We start from the raw sequence: 23,684 nt of genomic DNA, 5'->3' as shown, positions 1-23,684 counted from the left end.
TCAGAGGGTGCGTTCGAGCCCGCGGGCCAATTCCTGTTCGCGGGCCAACGCGGCCGTCGGCGCTTCTTTTGATCGGGCGCGGGCCGCTTCCTGGACGGGCTGCGCCTGGCCGACTTCGACGAGCATCCGAACCGCCGCCAACTCGGGCGCGACGCCGATGCGGGCGAGATGCGCCGCGATCGCGCCGCGGCGTTCGGCCGAGTCGTAGCGGATCTGCGGTGTGGCCGATGCGGTGGCCGCTGCCTTGCCTGCCTCCGACGTGCCGGAGAAGCGATCCTTCTCCAGTGAGATCCCGAGACTCGGTACCGGGTTTTCCACCATGCGCGCGAGTTCGAGATTGCGTGGGTCCTTCGCCTTGGCGTCGCGGGCCTCACGGATCTGAAGTTCCCTGGCCTCCTTGAGGCGGGCCTCGGTGATCTTGACGCGGGCCTCGGCTTCTTTCTGGCCACGCTCGCGGGTGCGCAGTGCGACGAGGGTCGCAAGCTGCAACATGGTCCTCATCATCGCGCCTGTTTCCTTGGCGATGTCGTCCAATTCTCCGGACATGGCTGCTCCCCGATGCTGCAGGATCACTATGGATGATTGTGGTACTCAGTGACGTACTCAGTGACGGACACCGCCACGCGAACTGTAGTCCGAGGGGCAGTGCCACGTCTGCAAACGCGGACACCCGGAGGGCTCGTGTCGTGGCTTTCCCGGTGTGGGGGATGGCCCGTGCGGGATGGCTACACTACGCGCACTCCTTCTTTCGAGATTACCCGAGAAAGACCTGGCACAGGTGTACGGACGTGTCGATAACAGCATATATCGCACAATTCCGGCACGCATGGGTATGTAGCGGCCGATCTCCAGCATGAGGGTACCCTAACCGGAGGAATTCCGCGGCGCTGCCGGAGCTGTCCCGCCGCCAGGAACGGGCCGGGCCCGGCGCCAGATGTGGTGCCGGGCCCGCGAATTCGAGATCGTCAGCGATCGAGCTGAACCGACTCGATCGTCACGGGAGTGGTGGGCTTGCCGTCGCCGGGCCCGTTGGAATTGTCCTGGCCTGCCTTGGCGATCTTGTCTAGGGTCGCCATGTCACCCTCGTCGACGGTGCCGAAAATCGTGTACTGGGGCGGTAGTTGCGAATCGCCGTAGACGATGAAGAACTGGCTTCCGTTGGTGGCCTTGCCATCCAGTCCGTCCGACCCGGCGGAACTGTTCGCGTTGGCCATGGCGAGCACGCCGCGTTTGTAGTCGACCGGCATCTGCGAGTTCGGATCACCGGCCGCGTACTGATCGGTCGGGTACTCGTTGTCGAATTCGTAACCGGGACCGCCCATTCCGGTGGCGACCGGATCGCCGCACTGCAACACCTTGAGACCCTCGCTCGCGGTCATGCGGTGGCAGGTGGTGTCGTCGAAGTACTTCTGGTCGACCAGATTCATGAAGCTGTTCACCGTGCACGGAGATTCGGCGTTGTTCAGCGTCAGCCCGATGGGCCCGGCGCTGGTCTCCACGCTCAAGCTGACCTTCGCGTCGTTGCCCGTGGTCGGCACCTCGGTGCGCTCGGGCTTGTGCACCGGCTTGTCGGCGGGCGTGCGACCGTCGCGGTAGCTGCAGTTGACCAGTGCGGGCTTGGCCTTCGCGGCGGGCGGAGCGGCGGTGAGCGAGGCGTCCTTGGGCTCGGCGGCGGTGTTGTCGCTGTCGTCTCCCTTGGTGAGGAAGTAGACGCCGGTGACCGCCGCGACCACGACGACCACGCCGAGCACCGATCCCGCGATCGTGAGTTGCTTGCGCTTGCGGGCCCGATCGGCGCGGGTGGCCAGCTGGCGCTCCAGCTTCCGTTTGGCCGCTGCTCGTCGCTGTTCGTTGCTCGGCACTGACACGTTCCTCCCGTTATCCGGTCCTTTCGGGGGAACAGTGTGCCATCTCTTCCTTAGAGTTCCGCTAGTTCCTCCGAACGAGCGTGGCGGGCGACGACCGCGCGCGTGCCGGTGACCCGCCTCGGCGTCGGCCGCGGGCAAACCGGTTGGACTTGTCGGGGCACAGTGGTGGAAACTTGACCATCGTGACCAAGACCAGCAGCTTCTCCGCCCCGAAGGGGGTTCCTGACTACGTCCCGCCCGGCTCCTCGGAGTTCGCCGCGGTACGCGAGGAACTGATTCGCGCCGCGACCCTGGCCGGGTACGGACATATCGAGCTGCCGATCTTCGAGGAGACGGCGTTGTTCGCCCGCGGCGTCGGCGAGTCGACCGACGTGGTCAGCAAGGAGATGTGGACCTTCGCCGACCGCAACGGTCAGAGTTTCACGCTGCGCCCGGAGGGCACGGCGGGCGTCATGCGCGCGGTCATCCAGCACGGCTTGGACAAATCGGCCCAACTGCCGGTGAAGGTGGTCTATTCGGGGCCGTTCTTCCGCTACGAACGTCCGCAGGCCGGTCGATACCGGCAATTGCAGCAGGTCGGGGTCGAGGCCATCGGCGTCGATGATCCGGCGCTGGACGCCGAGGTCATCGCCATCGCCGACGCGGGTTACCGCGCGCTCGGACTCAGTGATTTCCGGCTGGAGGTCACCTCGCTCGGCGACGAGACCTGCCGTCCGCAATACCGGGAGCTGCTGCAGGAATTCTTGTACACACTGCCGTTGGACGAGGACACCAAGCGGCGCGCCTCGATCAATCCGCTCCGGGTGCTCGACGACAAGCGGCCCGAGGTCAAGGAAATGACCGCGGCCGCGCCGTTGATGATCGATCACCTCTCGGAATCGGCCAAGACCCATTTCGAGCAGGTGCTCGGCTACCTCGACGCGCTCGGCGTGCCGTACGTGGTCAATCCGCGCATGGTCCGCGGCCTCGACTACTACACGAAGACGACCTTCGAATTCGTGCACGACGGGCTCGGCGCCCAATCCGGCATCGGCGGTGGCGGGCGCTACGACGGGCTGATGGCCGAATTGGGCGGCCAGCCGCTGTCCGGTATCGGGTTCGGGCTCGGCGTGGACCGGACCGTCCTCGCGCTGCGTGCGGAGGGCAGGCCGGCGGGTGATCCGGCGACCTGCGAGGTATTCGGGGTGCCGCTGGGTGATGCCGCCAAGCAGCGACTCGTGGTACTGGCGGCGCGGCTGCGCGCGGCGGGGATCCGGGTCGATCTGGCCTACGGCGGTCGCGGCATCAAGAGCGCGATGAAGGTGGCTGATCGCTCCGGAGCGAAGTTCGCGCTCGTCCTCGGCGACCGCGACCTGGCGGAGAACACCATCGGCCTGAAGGATCTCGGCACCGGCGATCAGCGGCAGGTGTCGCTCGACGAGGTGGTCGCGATACTCGGTGAGGCCCTCACCCGGTAGCTCGCCGACCCGGCGTCCTCGGTCCCGGCCCAGGTTCGGACCCGTCCGGGCCGGGGCGCCCACGTCCCGTAAGCGCCTCCGCGATACCGGGGCACGGGGTATCGTTTTCCGGCGCGCCGATGAGGCGCGAAGTCGCGGAGAGGCAGGGTCGGTGGAGTCGAATCCCGGTGACGCGGAAGCTGTTTCGGCGATCGGCCTCGATCTGGTCGCCCCCGAGGTGTACGCGCCGATGCTACGCAAACTGGCGCTGGCGGCGACCGGGGTCGGGGTCGGCGCTGCGCTGCTGGCGGCGACGGTGGTGAGCTGGCCGATAGCGGCGGCCATCGGTGTGGCGGTCGGCGTGCCGACCATCGGTTACGCGCTGGCGATACGGCGCAGGCGGATGTGGATGACCGGCACCACGATGCACGTGCGGCGGATATTCGGGGAGCGTCGCATCGAACTCCCCGAGGCCACCGGCGCCGAATTGCTGGTGTACCCGTCCAGGCTCAGCCGCATCGTGCTGCGCGTCACCGCGGGACCCGACACCCAGATCATCCCCCTGGCCATGTACACCGACGTGGGCAGCGGTCGCGAACTGCATCTACTCGGTCTGCGCACACTCGCCGATGCCTTGGCGGCGGGCCGATTGGCCGCTGCCGTAGCTGTTTCGGACGTCCTGGTTCACCAGTTGCGCGCCGAAGCTCGCGATGCAGGCCTGGCCGATCGGCCGCTGTACAAGGCCGTTCAGCTGGCCAGGGCCAAGGACGCGGTGTCGCCGGTCGTCCTCACCGACACCGAGGTCGCCGAACTCGGATGAAACCCGGACCGGCCGATCATCCGGGATGAACCAGCCGCGAACGCGCGCACGGCGGGCCGGGGAGTATCCGGCGACTACTGTCACGTAGCTCACGCCCGGCCTTCGAGGACGGTGAGACTCGATAGGGTTGAGGACGAGTTGTCCAATTGACGCAAGGAGTCGACGTCGTGAGCACCGCTCGGAACGCGCCCGTGACCGTTGCCGTGACCGGAGGAGCAGGCCAGATCGCCTACGGGCTGCTGTTCCGGATCGCCTCCGGGGCGATGCTCGGATCCGAGGCTCCCGTGCGGTTACGACTGCTCGAGATTCCCGCTGCTGTCGCGTCGCTGGAGGGTGTCGCGATGGAATTGGAGGACGGCGCGTTCCCGCTGCTCGAATCCATCGATATCAGCGACGATCCGTGGGTCGGCTTCGACGGGGCGAATGTGGCGCTGCTTGTCGGCGCGCGACCGCGCACCGCGGGAATGGAGCGGGGCGACCTGCTCGCGGCCAACGGCCCGATCTTCACCGAACAGGGGCAGGCCATCAACGCCAGCGCCGCCGACGACGTCAAGGTGCTGGTGGTGGGCAACCCGGCCAATACCAATGCCTACATCGCCATGTGCAACGCCCCCGATGTGCCCGCCGAGCGCTTCACCGCGATGACCCGTCTCGACCACAATCGCGCCATCGCCCAATTGGTCAAGAAATCCGGCGCGTCCGGCGCCGACATCGCCCGCGTCGCCATCTGGGGCAACCATTCCGCGACCCAATATCCCGATATCACCCATGCCACCATCGGCGGCCGTCGCGCCCTGGACCTCATCGGGGATCCGGACTGGGTGCGGACGGTTTTCATTCCCACCGTCCAGCGCCGCGGAACCGCCATTATCGAGGCGAGGGGCGCGTCCTCGGCCGCCAGCGCGGCCAGCGCCGCCATCGATCACATTCACGACTGGTCCCTCGGCACCGCCGAGGGCGACTGGACCTCGATGGCCGTCCCGTCCGATGGTTCCTACGGCATCCCCGGTGGACTCATCAGTTCCTTCCCCGTCACCTGCTCGGGCGGTGAGTACGAGATCGTCGCGGGCCTCGAGCTCGATGACTTCTCGCGCGCCCGCATCGACGCGAGTGTCGCCGAGCTCGAACAGGAACGCGAAGCCGTCATCGATCTCGGATTCGCCAAACGCGCCTGAGTCGGGCCGGTTCAGCCGCCCACGGTCCAGGTTTCGGAGCCGTTGAGCAGGTTCTGCAGGGAATCGGCGCGGACCGGGTCGCGCTCGCGGGCGGCGGCGGTCTGCGCGCGGACGCCGTCGTCGTAGGTGGGGCGGCTGACGCTGCGGAAGATTCCGGTGACGACGTGGTCGAGATCCTGGTCGGACAGACGCGAGAGCGCGTAGGCGTATTCGGGGTTGTCGGCGTAGGCGTCGTGGACGACTATGTCGGATTCGGCGACATCCTCGGACCGCGCGACCGCGAGGCCGAAACCGTCTCGCACCACGGCGAATTCGCGGTCCGCGCCGAAGCGGATGGGTTCGGCGTGGCGCAGGGGAACGAGATGGTCGGCCGCGTTGTCGCGACGTAACGCGTCGAAGGAGCCGTCGTTGAAGATGGGGCAGTCCTGCAGGATCTCTACGAAGGAGGTGCCCCGGTGTTCGGCGGCGGCGCGCAGCACCTCGGTGAGGCCCGCGCGATCGGAGTCGAGTGCGCGGGCGGCGAAGGTCGCCTCGGCGCCGAGGGCGACGGACAGCGTGTTGAACGGGTGATCCACCGACCCCACCGGGGTGGATTTGGTGATCTTGCCGGGTTCGGAGGTGGGGGAGTACTGCCCCTTGGTCAAACCGTAGATGCGGTTGTTGAACAGCAGGATGGTCATGTTCACATTGCGCCGCAGCGCGTGTATCAGGTGGTTGCCGCCGATGGACAGGGCGTCGCCGTCGCCGGTGACGACCCACACCGACAGATCGGGGCGGGTGACGGCCAATCCGGTGGCGATGGCGGGTGCGCGGCCGTGGATGGAATGGATGCCGTAGGCCTCGAGGTAGTACGGGAAGCGGCTCGAGCAGCCGATCCCGGAGACGAACATCAGGTTCTCCCTGCGCAACCCGAGTTCGGCGAGGAAACCGCGAACCGTCGCGAGTATGACGTAATCCCCGCAGCCGGGGCACCAGCGCACCTCCTGATCGGAGGTGAATTCCTTGACCTTCTGCGGGCCGTCCGCGACGGGCACCCCCGACAGGCCGGTGAGCCCCAGATCGGTTCCGACGAGCGAAGTCTCGATGATGGTCATCTCAGTTACCCCCGGTACTGGATCGAGCGGCCGGTGATCGGTCACCCGTCCGCGTGCGGTAGGTGGCCCGTGCGCGGGCGGCGAACGCTTTGCCGTGCTCCATTTCCGCGAGCGAGCCGTCCATGGCGGCGTCGATGACGCCGACGAGTTCCTGCGCGGCGAACGCGGTGCCCGCGATCTTCGTCCACGGCCGCACGTCCACGAGGTATTTCGCCCGCAACAGCATGGCGAGCTGCCCGCCGTTCATCTCCGGGACGACGACCATCCGGTAGCGCCGCAACACGGCTTCCAGATTGGGCGGCATGGGATTCAGATGCCGCAGGTGGGCCTGGGCCACCGCGACGCCGCGGCGTCGGGCTCGGCGGCACGCCTCACCGATGGGGCCGTAGGAACTGCCCCAGCCGAGCATCAGGAGTTCCGCGCTACCGTCCGGATCGTCGACCTCGAGTTCCGGCACGGCGATACCGTCGATCTTGGCTTGGCGGAGCCGGACCATGAGTTCGTGGTTATCCGGTTCGTAGGAGATATTGCCGCTGCCGTCGGCCTTCTCCAGACCGCCGATGCGATGCGCGCGTCCCGCGGTCCCCGGCACGGCGAGCGGACGGGCCAGGGTTTCCGGATCGCGGGCGTACGGCTGGAAACCGGTGTCGTCCACGGCATCCGGTTCGAATGCGGGATCGATGCGTTCCAGGCTCTCGACATCGGGAATCGACCACGGTTCCGACCCGTTGGCGATCGCGCCGTCGGAGAGCAGCAGTACCGGGGTGCGGTAGGTCAGCGCGATGCGCGCGGCCGTCACCGCGGTGGCGAAACAGTCGGCGGGCGAGCGCGGGGCGAGGACGGCGACCGGTGATTCACCGTTACGCCCGTACATGGCCTGCAGCAGGTCGGACTGTTCGGTCTTGGTGGGCAGGCCGGTGGACGGCCCGCCGCGCTGCACATCCACGATCACCAGCGGCAGTTCGGTCATGACGGCGAGTCCGATGGTCTCGCTCTTGAGTGCGAGACCAGGCCCGGAGGTGCTGGTCACCCCGAGCGCCCCGCCGAGCGAAGCGCCGAGCGCCGCACCGATTCCGGCGATCTCGTCCTCGGCCTGGAAGGTGGTGACGCCGAAATTCTTGTGCTTGCTCAGTTCGTGCAGGATGTCGGAGGCGGGGGTGATCGGGTAGGTGCCGAGGAAGACCGGCAGCCCGGCCAGCTGGCCCGCCGTCACCAGGCCGTAGGCGAGAGCGGTATTGCCGGTGATCTGCCGGTAGGTGCCCGGCGGCAGCGTCGCTGGCGCGATCTCGAAGGTGGCGGCGAAACTCTCGGTCGTCTCGCCGTAATTCCAGCCCGCTCGGAAGGCGAGGACGTTCGCCTCGGCGATATCGGGTTTCGCGGCGAACTTCTCCCGCATGAATTTCTCGGTGCCGCCGATCGGACGCCCGTACATCCAGGACAGCAGACCGAGGGCGAACATGTTCTTCGCGCGCTGACCGTCTTTCTTGCCGACCCCGGAGGGTTCGACCGCGCCCAATGTCAGCGCGGTCATGGCGACCCGGTGCACCGTGAAATCGGCCAGGGTGTCGTCCTCGAGTGGGTCGCCGGTATAACCGGCCTTGCTCAGATTGCGCTTGGTGAATTCATCGATGTTCACGATCACCGTGCCGCCGCGCGGTACGTCCTCCAGATTCGATTTCAGCGCGGCCGGATTCATCGCCACCAGGACATCGGGCTGATCGCCCGCGGTGAGGATGTCGTAGTCGGCGATCTGGATCTGGAACGAGGAGACGCCGGGCAGTGTGCCCTGTGGCGCGCGGATCTCGGCGGGGAAATTGGGTTGGGTGGCGAGGTCGTTGCCGAACGCGGCGGCCTCGTGCGTGAACCTGTCACCGGTCAGCTGCATTCCGTCGCCGGAATCACCGGCGAATCGTATGACGACCTTTTCCAATTTCGCTGTGCCGACCGCACTTTGGTGCGAGACCATATGCCTTCTTCACTTCCTCGTCGCGTGAGAGGGGTGCTAGTGGCCAAAGTACTCCGCGAGACGGCCCCCGCGCGGGTGAAGTGCGGTCTCCGCCGAGAATCGGCGCGGCGTGCTGTCAGGCGAACAGCGTCAGCTGCGGATCGGCGTCGGGTTCGGGCGCAGGACCTACGGCAGCACCGCGGTCGGCGGACCTGCTCAGGCCGTGCCGCAGCAGCAGTGGATCGATACGTTCACGCAGCCAGGCCGAGTATTCCGGGGTGACGTAGGCGCCGCGCCCGTAGAGCTGACGGTATCGGCGCAGCAACGCCGGATGCGATTCGGCCAGCCAGCCGAGGAACCAGCCCCGCGTCGCCCCGCGCAGGTGCATCGGGAATGCGACGGCCGAGGTCGCACCCGCCGCCGCGATCGCGCCGAGGAGTTCGTCGAGGTGGGATCGGCTGTCGGTGAGGTAGGGGATGACCGGGGCCACCATCACGTTCACCTCGAATCCGGCGTCGGTGAGCGCGGCGACCATATCCAGCCGCGCCCGCGGGGACGGCGTGCCCGATTCCAGTCCGTGGTGCAGATCCGTGTCCAGGATCGCGATGGACACCGCCACGCTCACCGGCACCTCACGCGCGGCGAGGGTGAGCAACGGCAGGTCGCGGCGCAGCAATGTGCCTTTGGTGAGAATCGAGAACGGCGTGCCGGAGTCGGTGAGCGCGCGAATGATTCCCGGCATCAACCGGTAGCGGCCCTCCGCCCGTTGATACGGGTCGGTATTGGTTCCGAGCGCCACCGGTTCACGCCGCCAAGAACGCCTGCCGAGCTCTCTGCGCAGTACCGCCGCGATATTCGTCTTCACCACGATCTGCGCGTCGAAATCACGGCCAGCGTCCAGATCCAGATATTCGTGGGTCGGGCGCGCGAAGCAATACCGGCAGGCGTGCGAACATCCGCGCATCGGATTGATCGTCCACTGGAACGGCAGCCCCGAACTCGGCGGCACCTTGTTCAGCGCGCTTTTGCACAGCACTTCATGGAAGGTCATACCGTCGAATTCGGGGGTTCGTACGGTCCTGACGACATCTGCCCGGCCTAGGCCGGGCAGCGCGCCGTCGTCGGCGTCCAGGGTCTGGTTCTGCCACCGCACCCCTTCAGTCGAACATGTGTTCTATTTCGTGTCAAGCGATCCGGCGGACGTCACGCTGGATGAACCGGTCCGGGTCGATGAAGAATTCCACCAGGTCGCGCACCGTTTCGTCGGTCGGGCGCGGCTGGTAGCCGAGTTCGCGTTCGGCCTTGGCGTGGTCGACCACCGGGGCGGAGATCAAGGCGCCGAGTGCCGCGCGCGAGACCACGTCGGTGCCGAGCAACTTGCCGATCGGAGCGAGTACGGGGATGAGTCCGCCGATCAGTTTGGGCGAAATGGTGAATTTCGGCCCCTTCTTCCCGCCGTGTCTCGCCGCGAGCCTGCACAGGTCGAGCATCGAGATCATCGAGCCGCCGAGCAGGTAATTCTCGCCGGTCCGGCCGCGCTCGGAGGCGAGGATCAGGCCCTCGGCGACATCGCGGACGTCGACGAGGTCGAATCCGCCGCCGATCATCGCGGGGATGCGGCCCTGTGCGGCGTCGCGCAAGGTGCGATTGATCCGGGACAGCGGAGTACTGAAATCGGCGGGCCCGAATACGCCGGTGGGGTTGCACAGCACCGCGTCGAGCCCTTTGTCGATCTCCGCGCGCAATGCGACCTCGCCCGCCCATTTGGACCGGTCGTAGACGGGCAGCGCGGGTTCGGTGGAGCGGGCGGAGGTCTCATCGATGCGGCCGCCGCAGCTGTACTGATCGAAGGCGTGGATGGAGCTGGCGTGCACCATGCGCCGGACTCCGAGTTCGCGCGCGGCCTCGGCGACCACGCGCACACCCTCGGTATTCACCTTCCATGCCAGGTCGTTCTGGTCGGCGAGGGTGATCACCGCGACGAGGTGGTAGACGATCTCCGCGCCCGCCAGCGCCGTGCGCATCGACGCGGGATCGAGGACATCGCCGCTCACCCAGGTCACGTTCGGTTCTTCGGTGCGGTCCGGCGCCACCCGGTCGACGGCGATGACCTCGTGCCCGCGATCGACCAGCAGGCGGAGCAGATTAGTGCCAAGGTAGCCGGCTGCGCCGGTGACTGCGACCTTCATGGCACCGAGAATATAGAACTTGTTCTAACACGCAAATCGCAGCGATAACGCGCTGTTTGTGTGCTCATACAGTCACACGTTATCGTCAACTGCTCGCTCAGAGTCGGTCGGTCTGGCAGTGAGTGGATGCAGGTCGGTTGCTGCCATCGGATGGGTTTCGCCGGTGAGCGCTGAGAGTGCGTATGCGACTTCGGGCATGCCGGCCCGCACATAGGTGAGCGTCGCGCCGGCGTTGGAGGCTGTTTGGGCGTGGTCGGCGTACGCGCGTGCGACGGCGTAGCCGTATTCGCGTTCGACCCAGGTGAGTGGGGTGTGTCGAAGCCAGTGGATGCTGAATTGGAGAGCGGCGGCCCAAGGAAGATGGGCGCGCAGACGTTCGCTGAGGTAGTCGAAGCGACGGCGGCCGATCGGTCGGCCATGGTGGTTGCGCAGAAGTTTGGTCGTCGTTTCGTCTCCGCCGCGCGTGCGGACGTGCTTTTGGCGCGGTACCGCGGCCACCGCCTACGGCGCGGCCTGGGACGAAGTAGCGGCCTCGGCCGCCTCCATATTCGACGCCCTGGCCGATATGGCTGCGCTACTGGGCGTGGTCGTTGATCGCACCGCCGCCGTCGACTACTCCCGCGCGGGCGGATTCGGCTCGCTCGACCTGCCGTGATCCGCCTTCCGGAAACCTACAATCACACAAATCCCCAGGGGACAACGAAATATGGCCGCCGACAACGTCACCTACAAAGTGGACCTTTCGCACCTGGACGAGACGGTAGCCAAGGTCGAGGCCCTGTACCGATTCGAGCGCGCCGCGACGCTGTGCCAGAGGACCAGCGGATACACCTACGGGACCGATTCGGCGACGAGGACGCGCTGGGAACCCCACGTGAGGCCGAATACCTGGCCGATGTCGAGCGCCGCAAGGCCCGCGGCGAGTACTGGGGTTGAGCTGACCATGACCGATCCGTCGGGTCACAGGCCGGGCCCATGGTGACGGCTGGGGCTAGGGTCTCGCAGGGTTGAGCGGAACGCTTCCTCGGAGCGTTCCTTCGCCTCGGCCTGTTTCGCTAGTGCGTTGGCTGTCGTCAGCGCGTTCATCGCGTACGCGGCTTCCAGGGTGGCGGCTCAACGTGCCGAGGAGGAAACCGAAGGTCGTCTGGGTCGGGTCGGTTATATCTTGCTGCGCCTGGAGTGCAGACGCCTCCCGATCCCCTTGCGGGACAACTACTACGGTGAGTGGGCCGCCGAAATCGACGCGATCCACACTCACGCAGCCGAGCGGCCTCTCACCCGGCTCTACTGGAGTGTGCGTTTCGCTGGGGCGCTTCTGCTCACCGCGCGATCTGTTGCGCGCATCCAGAGCCCCGGGGCTTTCACCAGGCGGAATTCCACTGCCACCGAACGGAATCCCAACAGGATGTTGTCCGCCTTCGTGATGGCATCGAAGGGGCCCTTCACAACGTGGGGTGTAGTTGGGGACCGAAATGCGCCGGGGCGCCCGTCAGGGATCGGCGCCGGCTCGATGCTGGCGGCGGCGCGTGATGCCGGATTGGCCGTCGGCAATGATGTCGGCGTGGAGTATGTATCCAGGGTGCCCGGTCCGCCGCTGGACGGGCTGATCGACGACCTCTACTACCTGGAGGGCGCCCCGCCGTACTCCCGGTTGATGCTGCCGGCGGCGCCCGCGCCATTGCTCATCGTCAACCTCGGGGCGCCGTTTCTCATCCGCGCAGGCACCGACGTAGACGCCGTGGAGTACGCCGACGGCTGCGCGGTCACCACGCCCACGCGTGCGTGGGAGTTCAGCTACCCAACCCCGACCCGGTCCGTGGGCGTCCACTTCAGGCCGTGGGGGCTGGCACCGTTCCTTCCGATGCCCGCGGCCGAGTTGTGTGACCGACCTGCGACGGTGGAGCAGATCTGGGGCCGGCCCGCTATCGCTGAATTGCGACACCGACTGACCTTGGCGAACGCACCGCACGAAATGCTGATGTTGCTCGAGGAGGAACTGGTGCGACGGCTGCGGGTGATCGACGGTCTTGACCTGGTCCGCCAAATGAGCAGCGCCGTCGCGGCGACAGGCGGGACAGTGCCGATCAGCGACATCGGTGTGGCGGCCCGCGCCAGCAGCACGTATTTGGCGAAGCGGTTCAAGGCCGTAGTTGGTGTCACGCCGAAGCGGCTGGCTCGCAGCTACCGCTTCAGCTCCGCCGTGTTGGCGCTCGACGTCGCTGCACCGATCGACTGGGGAGACGCTGCCGCTGGCGCGGGCTACTTCGACCAGGCCCACTTCGTGCGCGAGTTCCGGGAGTTCACCGGGCTCACGCCGACCCGGTACGCCGAAGTCCGGCGGCGATTCCTGCGCGATCATCCCGACCACGTCCTGGACGGCTGGCCGCTCCCGGCCGATTGATTTCGTACAAGAGCGACAGCTCACGCCGCACAAGACTTGGGACTCCGAACAGAGGAGGAATCCGTGGGGAAAGTGGTCATGAACGCGTCGGTTTCGGTGGATGGTTACATCGCGGCTGAGAACGACGATCCCGGTCCGATCTTCGAGTGGCTGGTCAGCGGTGACGTGCCGTTGGACGACAGTGGCGTTCTGAAGGTGTCGCAGGCTTCGTTCGACTACGTCCGGCCGTACTGGGACGAGGTCGGGGTGACCATTGCCGGCCGTCACGCCTTCGACATCACCGACGGCTGGGATGGGACGCCTCCGAGTGGGATCGACCATGTGGTCGTGGTGAGTCACCGTGGTGCGCCCGAGGGCTGGGACCTCCAGGCGCCGTTCCACTTTGTCGACGGCATCGAGGCGGCCGTGGCCAAGGCGCGGGAGCTTGCGGGTGACCGCACTGTCGAGTTCGCTGCTGGCGACGTCGGCGGCCAGGCGCTCGCCGCGGGTTGGGTCGACGAGGTACGCATGGACGTCGCACCCGTCGTGCTCGGGTCCGGTAAGCGTTACTTCGGCTCCGTCGACGCGCAGCACCTGCTGGAAGGCCCAGACGTAGTTGTTCAGGGCAACCGGGTGCTTCACCTGCGCTATCGGGTGCGCCGTTGACCGATCTGAGTGGGTACGCGAAGAAGACCGCTGCGACGGTGACACGAGATCGGGCGTCCGGCTGCGTTTGTGCATCGCTGCCCTGGGACGGAAGTCGTGGTCTTCCAGATTGGCACACCTCGTGTCTGACGCTACCTTTGCCTGCCCTGACCTGACCAAGTTCTGCCGGCTCGATGAGCTCGGCTTGGCCGTCACCGGCCAACGACTCAGGCCCGACCGTGCGGTGCTGGCATGCCGGGTCGTCGAGCCGGACCAGTGGTGCCGTCGCTGTGGTTGCGAAGGCGTACCGCGCGACACCGTGACCCGGGAGCTGGCCCACGAGCCGCTGGGCTGGCGGCCGACGACGCTCGTGGTGACCGTGCGCCGCTACCGGTGTACCGCCTGCGGTCATGGTTGGCGCCAGGACACCAGCCTCGCGGCTGAGCCGCGAGCGAAGCTGTCGCGTCGCGGGCTGCGGCTGGCACTCGAGGCGATCGTGTGCCAGCACCTGACCGTGGCCCGGGTCGCCGAGGGACTCGGGGTCGCGAGGATGCGGTGACGCTCAGTCAAGGCGGTCCTGGCCTGACAATCACCGATAAATCCGAGACCAGCGGCGCCAGGGTCTGGGTGCCGGTGAATCGCTGCAATCCTGTGATGAGTTTCGGGGCGATCACACGGTTGGTGCTTTCTTGGTTTCCGCTGAGCGTCAACATAATTGCGAGAATGCTTGGTCGGGAATGATGTCGTGGACGGACGGCAATGCGCCTTTGCCCTGGCGGCGGATCGGCCCAGTCGACACCCGTCATGGTCGGCCAGGTGGCGACTGCGCTCCGTAGCGACGACGGTTCCGCCGTATGTCTCGTGGTTGGATCGCTGCATGAGAAGTGTTCGCTCGCGGTCGTATCGCGCCGCAGCGGGATTCGGGGTCTTGCTGGCGGCCGTGGTCGGCTGTTCTGACGTATCCACGACGTCGCCGTCGGCAACTTCGAGAATGCTCACGACTCCGCCGGTGTCCTCGGCGAGCCTTCCCTGTGATGCCGCTGCCGCGACCGGACGGGTTTTCACTCTCGAACGCAACGAGAAACAGCCGTTCAGCGTGCGGGTTCCCGAATTTCCTGGATGGCAGCGTAATCGTGGGGCGGGCGGGGACGCCGATGGAGTCGGACTGCGACGCCGGGACACACTGCCCGGCGATTTCCGCAGCCCTACAGCGATGGTCACGTTACGTGTCGGCAGCCCGGTCGATTCGGTGCAAGCCGCGGTGGTGGCGAATCGGCGGACGGCGGGGACCGGCGCACGGGATTGGCGCACACGTGAAGACCAGCCGATCGCGGCGTGCGGATTCGAGGGCGGCAGAGTCACGGGTGTGTTCTCCGGCGGCGAGTGGTGGGAGGAGCAACGCGTGACCGTTTGCGTTTGCGGCGGCGCCGTGTATCCGGTACTCCTCTCCGCGAAGACGAAGGTCGCCGATCTCGACCGATTCGGCGGTGAGATGGCTGCGATTCTCGACGGGGTGCAGATCGTCGAATGACGTTCTGCGAGTTGTTTACTCATGCCCACAATGCTTGAGTACCGACCGCCGCGTTCGCGGCGTCGAGATCGACTCGCAGATCCTCCGCTGTCGCGATGTAGGGCACAAGGACGTCAACCGCGAAACCGTCGCAGTGCTCCAAGAGCACTTTGACGGCGTCACCGGTGAACGGGGCGCTCACGGTGACGTCGAACACAACGGCGCGGGCGCGCAGTGTGGAGCGATCCCGTGCCATTTCCAGCGCACGAGTTGCTGTTTGTTCGTCGTGGGAGGTGGTCGAGCGGGCGCTGCGGCGCAGCTGCTTTGCGTCGGTGTGATCGACGACCAGCATGAACGGAGCGAAAGTATCTGACGCCGAGAGCATTTCGGCAGCAGCATCGACCGCGTCGCGCAGCAGGGTGTCGTAGCAGGATGAGCCAATGACCGCCCAGGCGCGGTGTAGATGCCGCTTCGACGTATACCTCGGCGTGCGTGAGGCGCGAATCGCGGAGATAGGGCGGCGGCGCATCCTGATCGCCCGGAGGGGATCGAGGGCCCTGTGGCGTAGTCGATGATTCGCGCATGACGGTTTGTCCGGCGCGCGTGGCCCCGCAGGGTGCACTGCGCACGAGCACCCTTACATGACGGTGACCCCGCCGGTCTGTGCTGAGTCGTCGGCCGAACATTTGTGCGCGAGAGGCACACGCGCGCAGGGGGAGCCAGACGGTCGATCGTGGTGTGTGCGGTAGCCGACCGGTGCGCGCCAGAAGCCGAACAGTCCAGCCTGCGCGTTCGCGTCGGTGGCGCGCGATGGTGTCCTGACAGCGGGCTGGCAGGCCGTCGGGGTTGTCCTCTGACCGGATATATCCGTCATCGACCGCGTGCTCGTACAACTTGCGCAGCGCCGAGATCACCCCTCTGGCCGTGCCCTTACCGCCGACATCGTTGCGTCTCACCTGGCGCATCTCGACGATCTCGGCGATCAGGGTTTTGAACTCGGTCGGCGTGGGCTCATCGATCCGTCTGTCCGGCCACGCATCGGCGACCCTGCGCAGAAAGGACTGATACTGCACAACCGTCAAGGTCGCAGGCATCGCGGCCAGGACACAGGGAACGTAGTCCGCGAACGTGGGCACTGTCGGACGCGACTCGGTGTGTGCGAACAGATTCTGCATCTGGTCGAGCAGCCGCCTGGCGGCGTCCATGTCATTGGAGGAAGGCATCGCGGTCATGATTGCCCCGATTCCGCACGGTTGTCCTCACACGCCGCACCGACCGGTAGATCAACCGCCCGCAGCGGCAGCACCGTCATCGCACCCTGTTGTGTATCAGCGACCAGAAGAACCTGATCGCCGGCCGCGATCGCGAGAGCCCGGCGCGTCCTCGCCGCGAGACAGCAGATCGCGATCGGAAGTGATCGAATTCTTGCCCGACTCGCAGACCGTGAGCCGCACACCGCCACTCGCGCTCGTCCCGCAGAGCCGTAGGCCAGCAGTCCAACCGAGCGCTGCGACGACAAATTTGTCGATCACACGACCGTTGCAGTCGACGCGCCGCAGCCCATAGGTCCAACGGCTCTCATGAGGCGGGGTCGGATAGACCAACTCCACCAAGGGGAACGCTGCGTGTGCCGACGACTCGAATCTCGAACCTCTGTCGATAGCGTGTCAGAAAACTTGTTCTAATTTGCAACAGGTTCCAGTTTTTCCCGATCGCCGTGTGGCGTGCGGGAACTCGCGTGGTGGTGGCGGCTCGGCGCGAGACGCGCGGCGGTCATCGACCGTCTGGCTGCGCACAGGGGGGTCGGCTATATTAGGCCCAGCCGTGCCGGTTTCTGTGCTGGGAGTGCATGTGGCCGCCGCGGACAGGGAGTAGACGTCCGGCAACGGTAAGTGCAGGACACGAATGTTCACGACGATTTGGGGGGCAGCTCGATGAGTGACCAGCTCTCGGTAGAAACCGACGCGCTTCGGATTTTCGCCACCGAGAACGCCGGCATCGCGACGGAACTCGCGGGTGCGGCGAATTTCGACACCGTGGCACATGTCGCTTCGCTCACGCCGGTATTCGGCCTGATCGGCGCCGACTACCTGCTCAGCTTCGCGGCGGCGCAGGTGTTGCAGGCCAGGGATATCAACGATCTCTCGGCCAAATATCAGGGCCTGTCGTCCAAGGCGTTCACCGCGGCGCTGCGTTTCGACGGCACCGATACCGATAACGCGGTCGATCTCGGCGCTGCCGCGGAACAGATCTGAGGTCGCCGGATGAAGCCAATGGATACCGCGGACACCGGTCTCATCGCGCCGCAGGATCAGAGCCTCGCCTCGATTCAGAACGCCGCGGAAGATGGCAATCAGATCGCCGCGGCGATGGTGCAGAACACCCCGCAGGCGATCCAGGATCTGTCGTTGCCGCAACTGCCCGAGGATATGGCGCCGATCGAGGCGCCGGAATTCTATCTGGCGAAGAAGATCAGCGACGACGCGCAGAACAACGGTGCCATTCCCGGCGGGCTGCCCGGTCTGAACGGCGGCGCCGCCCCCGACGCCCAGAGTGTGCTCGGCGCGGCGCCCACCGACGTCTCCGGTCTGCTCGGTGACGCGAACACCGCGATCGGTCACGCGACCGCGCAGGCGCAGTCGGCGACCCAGGGGGTGCTCGACCAGGCGAACGGTGTGGTCGGCAGCGCGTTGAGCACGGGCGCGGCCCAGGTGACGCAGGCCGCCGCATCGATACCGACGAGTCTGTCCTCGTTGCCCGCCCTGCCCGCCGATCCGGTCGCCGCGCTGATGAATGGACTCTCCGTCCCCGCGCTGCCCGGCGTCGACCAGTTGCTCCAGCCGATTCTGTCGCTGCTCAGCAGCTTCGGCACCGGAGTGCTCGGCGCGCTCGACCCCACACAGATTCTGAGCCAGGCATCCCAGATCATCGATAAAGCCGTCGCGGTAGGCAAGGGCAGCATGGCGACCGTCGAGCAGGTGTGGGAGGGGCAGTCCGCGCGCAGCGCGCAGGCCGCGAGTCAGAAGGCCGCTGTCGAGGGACAAGAGACCAGCGGGCGCGGCGTCGACATCTCCCAACTCACGGAGTGGGCGGCATCCGACGTGCAGCGGGGCAATACCGAATTGGTCGCCGTCGTCAGTTCATTCGTCACGCAGGCGGTGGCCATGGCCCCGGTCATCCTCACCCCGCCCGGCCAGGCCGCCCTCATCGCGTCCGCGACCGAACATCTCGGCAACGCGGTGACGGTGGTCAATGCCACGCGCGGCCAACTGGCGGGCAAGACCGCGGAGTTGAACGGCGTCGTCGCCCAGATGCTCGGGCAGAGCGGCCTGCCCGCACCGCAGGATGTCGCCCAGGCCGCGATCCAGAACATCGGGGAGCCGCTGCTGAGCGAGGCACAGGACACCGCGACCAAAGCGGCCGGGCTCGGCAGCGACTCCTCCGGATCGCCGTCACTGGGCTCTCAGGCCCCGACTTCCGCGCAGTCCGCGGGCCAGGGCAGCTCGGGAAGTCCGAGTTCCCTCGGTGCGCTCGGCACCGCCCGTTCGGGTGGTTCCGGCGGGCGGTCCGGCGGGAGCGGTTCGGGTTCCGGCTCGTCCTCGTCGGCCCGCCCCGGCGCTGGTTCGCCCGGATCGACCGTGTCCCCGTTGCGCTCGGTGGCCGGATTGTCGGGAACTTCGCTGGGCAGCACGGGAACAGGAGCCTCCACGTCCGCGGCGGGTACGGGTAACTCGTTCATGGGCGGCGGCGCGGGAGCGGGTTCCGGCGGGCGCGGCGGCGACGACGATCAGCACTCGCGCACTGTGCAGCCGTACCAGAGCATTATCGGCAACGACGACCTGACCGGACCGCTCGGCGAGTCCACCCCGGATGTCATCGGCGCACCGCATTCGGACGAGCTGTTGTCGGACTACGAACAGGATCAGTTCTAGTACCGTTCTCGCACAACCGCATTCGACACGAGTGCCCCTTCCCGCTCGCGGGAAGGGGCACTCGTGGTCCGACGACGCCGTGTGCGGCGGTCAGTTCTTGACGAAGGCGTCGAGCAGTGTGCGATAGAGGTCGGCGAACCGTTTACGGGCGCTCTGCTGTTCGGGGGTGAAACCCTCGGTCAGGTCCGGCGCGTACACGATCAGGTGCACATTCTCTTCCGGCGGCTGCGGCATCAGATCGATGATCTGGGTGCCGTGGTCGTTGACCGCCGGTGTACCGAGATCGAGTGTCGAGAGTTCCTTGATCTCGGCGAGCGCGGACTGCACGACGTCCGCCCGAATCTTCCCGTCGAGCTGCTGCGGAGGGGTCTCCGGCTTGCGGTCCGCGGCGGCGGCATCGGGCTTCTTGATCGCGCGGCCGTCGGCGAAGACCTCGAGAATCGGGCGTAGATCGGTCCGCTCCTGCCAACCGTTGGGAATGGTGGTCAGGGTCAGCAGGGCGATCGACTCGGTCGGGGACGACCCGGATTCGGGGTCCGCCGACGCGACGCTCCCGCCGCCGGCGAGGGCCAGCACGAGAACCAGCAGCGCTGAGGTTGTTCTGCGCATGAGATTACCCACCTCGTTCTGTGTTTCGAATTCCGTCGAAAATTCCGCTACGTGATCGGCTCAGCGCAGCGCGTCCGGATTATCCAGATCACGCGCCGAATACGTGTCACAGGCCTTGACCTGCCCCGTCCGGTATCCGGTGAGGAACCACTTCTGCCGCTGGTCCGAGGAACCGTGCGTCCACGCCTCCGGATTGACCCGGCCCTGTGCCGCGCGTTGGATCCTATCGTCACCCACCGCCGACGCGGCGGATAACGCGTCACGAACATCGTTGTCGGACAGAGTTTTCAGGAAAGGCTGGGTGGTTCCCGGGGCGGGTGTCTTATCGGCGAAATGCGCCCAGATACCCGCGTAGCAATCGGCCTGCAATTCGGTGCGAACCGCACCGGATTCGGGACCGCGCGGATCGCGCTGGGCCCGGCCGATATCACCGAGCAGGTTCTGGATGTGGTGGCCGATCTCGTGGGCGACCACGTACTCCTGGGCGAGGGGGCCGTTGCTCGCGCCGAATCGGTCGGTCAGCTCGTTGAAGAAGGTGACGTCGAAATAGGCGGTCTGATCGGCGGGGCAGTAGAACGGGCCGACCTCGCTCGTGGCGTTGCCACAGCCGGTGGCCGTCGCGCCGGAGAACAGGACCACCTGCGGTTTGACGTACTTCTTGCGGGTCTGCTCCGGCAGTTGCGCGCCCCAGATGGCGTTGAGGCTCACCGCGGTCAGCGCGACCCGGCAGTCGACGTATTTATTGGCGTCGGCGCCGGTCTTGCAGTGCTCGGGTGTGCCGGATGCCTCGGATTGGGTCTGCTCGTTCTGCGCGCCGGTGAATTCGCCGAGCAGTGAACCGGGATCGCCGCCGAACAGCAGTGCCAGTACCAGCACGATGATTCCGCCGGCGCCGCCGCCGAGGGCGATTCTGCCACCCCTGCCCGGACCGCCGCCTGACCGGACGGCATCCGGATCGATCTGCATGCCTTCGTTGAAGGTCATCGTCGTCGCTTCCTGTATTCGATCGGACGCGCCGCCGTGAACGGTGTCGACGATTCGCGGCGGATGTAGCGCAAGGTCGCACACGGCATACCCGGGCGCGACCTGATGTCTACAGCTTGTCACGGATGCGCCCCATTCCGTTACCTACAGCAAACGTGTCGCTCGGTGGGCGGCTCGGGCGGGCCCATGGCGTCGCCGGTCGATGCGTGGCGAACGTGATTAGGGAGCCTGCCTGCGTCATCGCTACGATGGCAACCGCGCCGGGTGGCCCAACCGGTGCCGGAATCGTCGAAAGGAACCCCGTGCTGCGCACCCACTTGGCTGGTTCGCTGCGAAGCGAGCACGCCGGTCAGACCGTCACCCTCACCGGCTGGGTGGCCCGGCGTCGTGACCACGGTGGCGTGATCTTCATCGATCTGCGTGACGCGTCCGGAGTGGCGCAGGCGGTATTCCGTGAGGGCGAGCCCGCCGAGCAGGCGCATAAACTACGCGCCGAATTCTGCGTGCTTGTCACCGGCATCGTCGAGCAGCGCCCGGACGGCAACGAGAACCCCGACCTGCCGACCGGCTGGATCGAGGTCAACGTCACCGCGCTCGAGGTGCTCAACGAGAGTGCGCCGCTGCCGTTCCAGCTCGACGAGCAGCCCGGTGAGGAAGCGCGGCTCAAGCACCGCTACCTCGACCTGCGCCGCGAGGGTCCCGCCCATGCGATCCGGTTGCGATCCAAGGCGAACGCCGCGGCCCGCGCCTTACTGGCCGACCACGCCTTCGTCGAGGTCGAGACGCCGACACTGACCCGATCGACCCCGGAAGGCGCCCGCGACTTCCTGGTGCCCGCCCGTTTGCAGCCGGGCAGCTTCTACGCGCTGCCGCAGAGCCCGCAGTTGTTCAAACAGTTGCTCATGGTGGGCGGCATCGAGCGGTACTTCCAGATCGCGCGCTGCTACCGCGACGAGGATTTCCGCGCCGACCGTCAGCCGGAATTCACCCAGCTCGACCTCGAGATGAGTTTCGTGCGCCAGGATGATGTGATCCTGCTGGCCGAGGACATCCTGGTCGCCCTGTGGAAGCTGATCGGCCACGAGATCCCGACGCCGATCCCGCATATGACCTACGCGGAGGCGATGCGCCGCTTCGGCTCCGATAAGCCCGACCTGCGCTTCGGCGTCGAGATCACCGAGCTCACCGACTACTTCCGTGACACGCCGTTCCGGGTATTCCAGTCGCCGTACGTCGGCGCTGTCGTCATGCCGGGTGGGGCGAGCCAGCCGCGGCGCCAGCTCGACGCCTGGCAGGAATGGGCTAAGCAGCGCGGAGCCAAGGGCCTGGCCTACATCCTCGTCAACGAGGACGGAACCCTCGGCGGCCCGGTCGCCAAGAACCTCAGTGACGCCGAACGCGAGGGGTTGGCCAAGCAGGTCGGCGCCGAGCCGGGCGACTGCGTCTTCTTCGCCGCCGGCGAGGTCAAGTCCAGCCGTGCCCTGCTGGGCGCGGCGCGCGGCGAGATCGCCCGTAAGGTCGGGTTGATCGACGAGAGCGCCTGGTCGTTCGTGTGGATCGTGGACGCGCCGCTGTTCGAGCCCGCCGCCGAGGCGACCGCGAGCGGCGATGTGGCGCTCGGCTATTCGGCCTGGACCGCGGTGCATCACGCGTTCACCTCGCCGAAGCCGGAGTCGCTCGACACCTTCGACACCGATCCCGGATCCGCGCTGGCCTACGCCTACGACATCGTCTGCAACGGCAACGAGATCGGCGGCGGCTCCATCCGTATCCACCGCCGCGACGTTCAGGAACGCGTCTTCGAGGTGATGGGGATCAGCCACGAGGAAGCGCAGGAGAAATTCGGATTCCTCTTGGACGCCTTCGCCTTCGGCGCCCCGCCGCACGGCGGCATCGCCTTCGGCTGGGACCGGATCGTCGCGCTGCTGGCCGGTCTGGACTCCATCCGCGAGGTCATCGCGTTCCCGAAGACGGGTAACGGCGTCGATCCGCTGACCGACGCGCCCGCGCCGATCACCCCGCAACAGCGCAAGGAAGCGGGTATCGACGCGAAGCCGGAGCAGAAGAAGGAGACGTCCGGAGGGCGCTGACGATCAGGGTGCGACGACTCCGCCGGTGAGGCCGCGATAGGCGAAGGTGACCGCGATGACCGAGACCGGTCCCGCGATCAGCAGGCCGAGACCGCACAGCAGGGTACCGATGGCGGTGATCACCGCGACGGCAAGCGCGAGCAACAGCGTCTGCCCGAGATTGGTCACCACCAGCACGGCACTTGATTTGATCGCGGCGAACGGACCCTCATCCTGGTCGACGACGAAATGCAGTGCGAACATGCACAGATATCCGACGATCAGCCCCGGAATCACGCAGAACGCGAGGCCGATCCAGGTGCCCAGGCAGGCCAGCGTCGCGGTCAGCAGCACATTGCCCGCGTTCACGAAACGGAAGTACGACCCGAAAACCGGCTTGTTGCCATCTGTTTCGTACAGCGCGCCGCGCACCATGGCCGCCTGGAGCAGCCAGACCGCCGCCATCACCACGAGAAAGATCACGATGAGCGGCAGCAACGAGTTCGGTTCGAAGAGCCGGACGAGTAACAAGAAAACCAAATAGATGACAACGCCCATGGCTGTAATCGCGAGCCATGGAGCGGGATTCGCTCGGAACTTTTCCAGCCCGTAGCTGATCGCATTGCCGACATCGAGACTGGTCGGTTGTCCCACCGCTTGGTAGCCGTAGAGATGCTGGTGCTCCGAATCGGCCACCGAATCGGCCACAGAATCGGCCGGGGGAAGTGTGCCGGGGCCTGTTCCCTGCGGCCCGTAGGTCGGTTGCGGTGCGTGGGTGATCGCGGGCGGCGGCTCCACCGGTTCGCCGTACTGGGGCGCGCCCGGCCCCTCGAACTGCGGGTATCCTGCGGCGCCTGCCATTTCGTGTCGGGCGGGGGGTGTGCCCGGCTCGGGTGGCCGCGGCTGTCCGCCTTCGTGCTGTCCTCGGCCCGGCGCGTGCTGCTGGCCGCCGCTCTGTCGGGGTTCGTCCGGTGCGGGATCGCGCGGTGCGGGAGACGGCGTGTCGGTCATGGTATTCAGACCTTTCG

20 protein-coding genes and 1 pseudogene are annotated in these 23,684 nt (G+C 66.7%); 11 read left to right on the top strand and 10 right to left on the bottom strand.

Annotation, left to right across the window (positions count from 1 at the left end):
• Together ABZS43_RS10075 and ABZS43_RS10070 are read right to left on the bottom strand one after the other, a co-directional pair.
• Positions 1-546, bottom strand: coding sequence for a hypothetical protein (locus tag ABZS43_RS10075; protein ID WP_355035475.1), 546 nt, complete (start codon positions 544-546; stop codon positions 1-3).
• A 419-nt stretch (positions 547-965) separates the two neighbouring features.
• Positions 966-1,862, bottom strand: coding sequence for a peptidylprolyl isomerase (locus ABZS43_RS10070; protein WP_355035474.1), 897 nt, complete (start codon positions 1,860-1,862; stop codon positions 966-968).
• A 188-nt stretch (positions 1,863-2,050) separates the two neighbouring features.
• Here ABZS43_RS10070 and hisS point away from each other — a divergent pair, with 188 nt between their 5' ends.
• The 3 genes from hisS to ABZS43_RS10055 all read left to right on the top strand — a co-directional run bounded on the left by hisS (position 2,051) and on the right by ABZS43_RS10055 (position 5,299).
• Positions 2,051-3,325, top strand: coding sequence for a histidine--tRNA ligase (gene hisS / locus ABZS43_RS10065; protein ID WP_355035473.1), 1,275 nt, complete (start codon positions 2,051-2,053; stop codon positions 3,323-3,325).
• A 151-nt stretch (positions 3,326-3,476) separates the two neighbouring features.
• Positions 3,477-4,124: a hypothetical protein gene (locus ABZS43_RS10060; protein WP_355035472.1), complete on the top strand. Its 648-nt coding sequence runs from the start codon at positions 3,477-3,479 to the stop codon at positions 4,122-4,124.
• Between the two features lie 167 nt (positions 4,125-4,291).
• A complete protein-coding gene (locus ABZS43_RS10055) occupies positions 4,292-5,299 on the top strand; it encodes a malate dehydrogenase (protein ID WP_355035471.1) in 1,008 nt (335 codons plus the stop codon).
• 11 nt (positions 5,300-5,310) lie between these two features.
• Here the strand turns inward: ABZS43_RS10055 and ABZS43_RS10050 are convergent, their stop codons facing one another.
• From ABZS43_RS10050 to ABZS43_RS10035, 4 genes are all read right to left on the bottom strand, one after another.
• Complete coding sequence (locus ABZS43_RS10050; protein WP_355035470.1) at positions 5,311-6,393, bottom strand: 2-oxoacid:ferredoxin oxidoreductase subunit beta; 1,083 nt, start codon at positions 6,391-6,393, stop codon at positions 5,311-5,313.
• Between the two features lies 1 nt (position 6,394).
• The gene (locus ABZS43_RS10045; RefSeq protein WP_355035469.1) at positions 6,395-8,359 is read right to left on the bottom strand and encodes a 2-oxoacid:acceptor oxidoreductase subunit alpha; all 1,965 of its coding nucleotides are present in this window, start codon (positions 8,357-8,359) and stop codon (positions 6,395-6,397) included.
• 115 nt (positions 8,360-8,474) lie between these two features.
• Positions 8,475-9,491 (bottom strand): Rv2578c family radical SAM protein, encoded by a 1,017-nt coding sequence (locus ABZS43_RS10040; protein ID WP_355035468.1) that lies wholly within the window; start codon positions 9,489-9,491, stop codon positions 8,475-8,477.
• Between the two features lie 31 nt (positions 9,492-9,522).
• Positions 9,523-10,527: an NAD-dependent epimerase/dehydratase family protein gene (locus ABZS43_RS10035; RefSeq protein WP_355035467.1), complete on the bottom strand. Its 1,005-nt coding sequence runs from the start codon at positions 10,525-10,527 to the stop codon at positions 9,523-9,525.
• 463 nt (positions 10,528-10,990) lie between these two features.
• Here ABZS43_RS10035 and ABZS43_RS10030 point away from each other — a divergent pair, with 463 nt between their 5' ends.
• The 5 genes and pseudogenes from ABZS43_RS10030 to ABZS43_RS10010 all read left to right on the top strand — a co-directional run bounded on the left by ABZS43_RS10030 (position 10,991) and on the right by ABZS43_RS10010 (position 15,083).
• A complete protein-coding gene (locus ABZS43_RS10030) occupies positions 10,991-11,182 on the top strand; it encodes a hypothetical protein (protein WP_355035466.1) in 192 nt (63 codons plus the stop codon).
• Between the two features lie 855 nt (positions 11,183-12,037).
• Positions 12,038-12,928 (top strand): helix-turn-helix domain-containing protein, encoded by an 891-nt coding sequence (locus ABZS43_RS10025; protein ID WP_355035465.1) that lies wholly within the window; start codon positions 12,038-12,040, stop codon positions 12,926-12,928.
• 63 nt (positions 12,929-12,991) lie between these two features.
• Positions 12,992-13,573, top strand: a complete 582-nt coding sequence (locus tag ABZS43_RS10020; RefSeq protein ID WP_345128216.1) for a dihydrofolate reductase family protein — start codon at positions 12,992-12,994, stop codon at positions 13,571-13,573.
• A gap of 121 nt (positions 13,574-13,694) precedes the next feature.
• A pseudogene (locus ABZS43_RS10015) lies at positions 13,695-14,099 on the top strand (ISL3 family transposase); the annotation flags it as partial.
• A gap of 462 nt (positions 14,100-14,561) precedes the next feature.
• Positions 14,562-15,083 carry a hypothetical protein gene (locus ABZS43_RS10010; protein ID WP_355035464.1) on the top strand — a complete coding sequence of 174 codons (522 nt, stop codon included), beginning with the start codon at positions 14,562-14,564 and terminating at the stop codon, positions 15,081-15,083.
• A gap of 19 nt (positions 15,084-15,102) precedes the next feature.
• On the opposite strand, the gene ABZS43_RS10005 is transcribed toward ABZS43_RS10010, so the two are convergent.
• Positions 15,103-15,447, bottom strand: a complete 345-nt coding sequence (locus tag ABZS43_RS10005; protein ID WP_355035463.1) for a hypothetical protein — start codon at positions 15,445-15,447, stop codon at positions 15,103-15,105.
• Positions 15,448-16,996: 1,549 nt separating this feature from the next.
• On the opposite strand from ABZS43_RS10005, the gene ABZS43_RS10000 reads away from it, so the two are divergent.
• Positions 16,997-17,317 carry a type VII secretion target gene (locus ABZS43_RS10000; RefSeq protein ID WP_355035462.1) on the top strand — a complete coding sequence of 107 codons (321 nt, stop codon included), beginning with the start codon at positions 16,997-16,999 and terminating at the stop codon, positions 17,315-17,317.
• A gap of 18 nt (positions 17,318-17,335) precedes the next feature.
• Complete coding sequence (locus ABZS43_RS09995; protein WP_355035461.1) at positions 17,336-18,994, top strand: hypothetical protein; 1,659 nt, start codon at positions 17,336-17,338, stop codon at positions 18,992-18,994.
• A gap of 90 nt (positions 18,995-19,084) precedes the next feature.
• Here ABZS43_RS09995 and ABZS43_RS09990 read toward each other — a convergent pair whose 3' ends face one another.
• Both ABZS43_RS09990 and ABZS43_RS09985 read right to left on the bottom strand, forming a co-directional pair.
• Entirely contained in the window at positions 19,085-19,603 is a 519-nt protein-coding gene (locus ABZS43_RS09990; RefSeq protein ID WP_355035460.1) for a hypothetical protein, read from the bottom strand.
• A 60-nt stretch (positions 19,604-19,663) separates the two neighbouring features.
• A complete protein-coding gene (locus ABZS43_RS09985; RefSeq protein WP_355035459.1) occupies positions 19,664-20,587 on the bottom strand; it encodes a neutral zinc metallopeptidase in 924 nt (307 codons plus the stop codon).
• Between the two features lie 302 nt (positions 20,588-20,889).
• Between ABZS43_RS09985 and aspS the strand changes: the two genes are divergently transcribed.
• Entirely contained in the window at positions 20,890-22,677 is a 1,788-nt protein-coding gene (gene aspS / locus ABZS43_RS09980; protein ID WP_355035458.1) for an aspartate--tRNA ligase, read from the top strand.
• Between the two features lie 3 nt (positions 22,678-22,680).
• Here aspS and ABZS43_RS09975 read toward each other — a convergent pair whose 3' ends face one another.
• The gene (locus tag ABZS43_RS09975) at positions 22,681-23,667 is read right to left on the bottom strand and encodes a hypothetical protein (RefSeq protein WP_355035457.1); all 987 of its coding nucleotides are present in this window, start codon (positions 23,665-23,667) and stop codon (positions 22,681-22,683) included.
• Between the last annotated feature and the right edge of the window lie 17 nt (positions 23,668-23,684).

The organism is Nocardia sp. NPDC005366 (genome assembly GCF_040606855.1).
Lineage (GTDB): Bacteria > Actinomycetota > Actinomycetes > Mycobacteriales > Mycobacteriaceae > Nocardia.
This window is presented reverse-complemented; position numbering and strand designations above follow the sequence as displayed.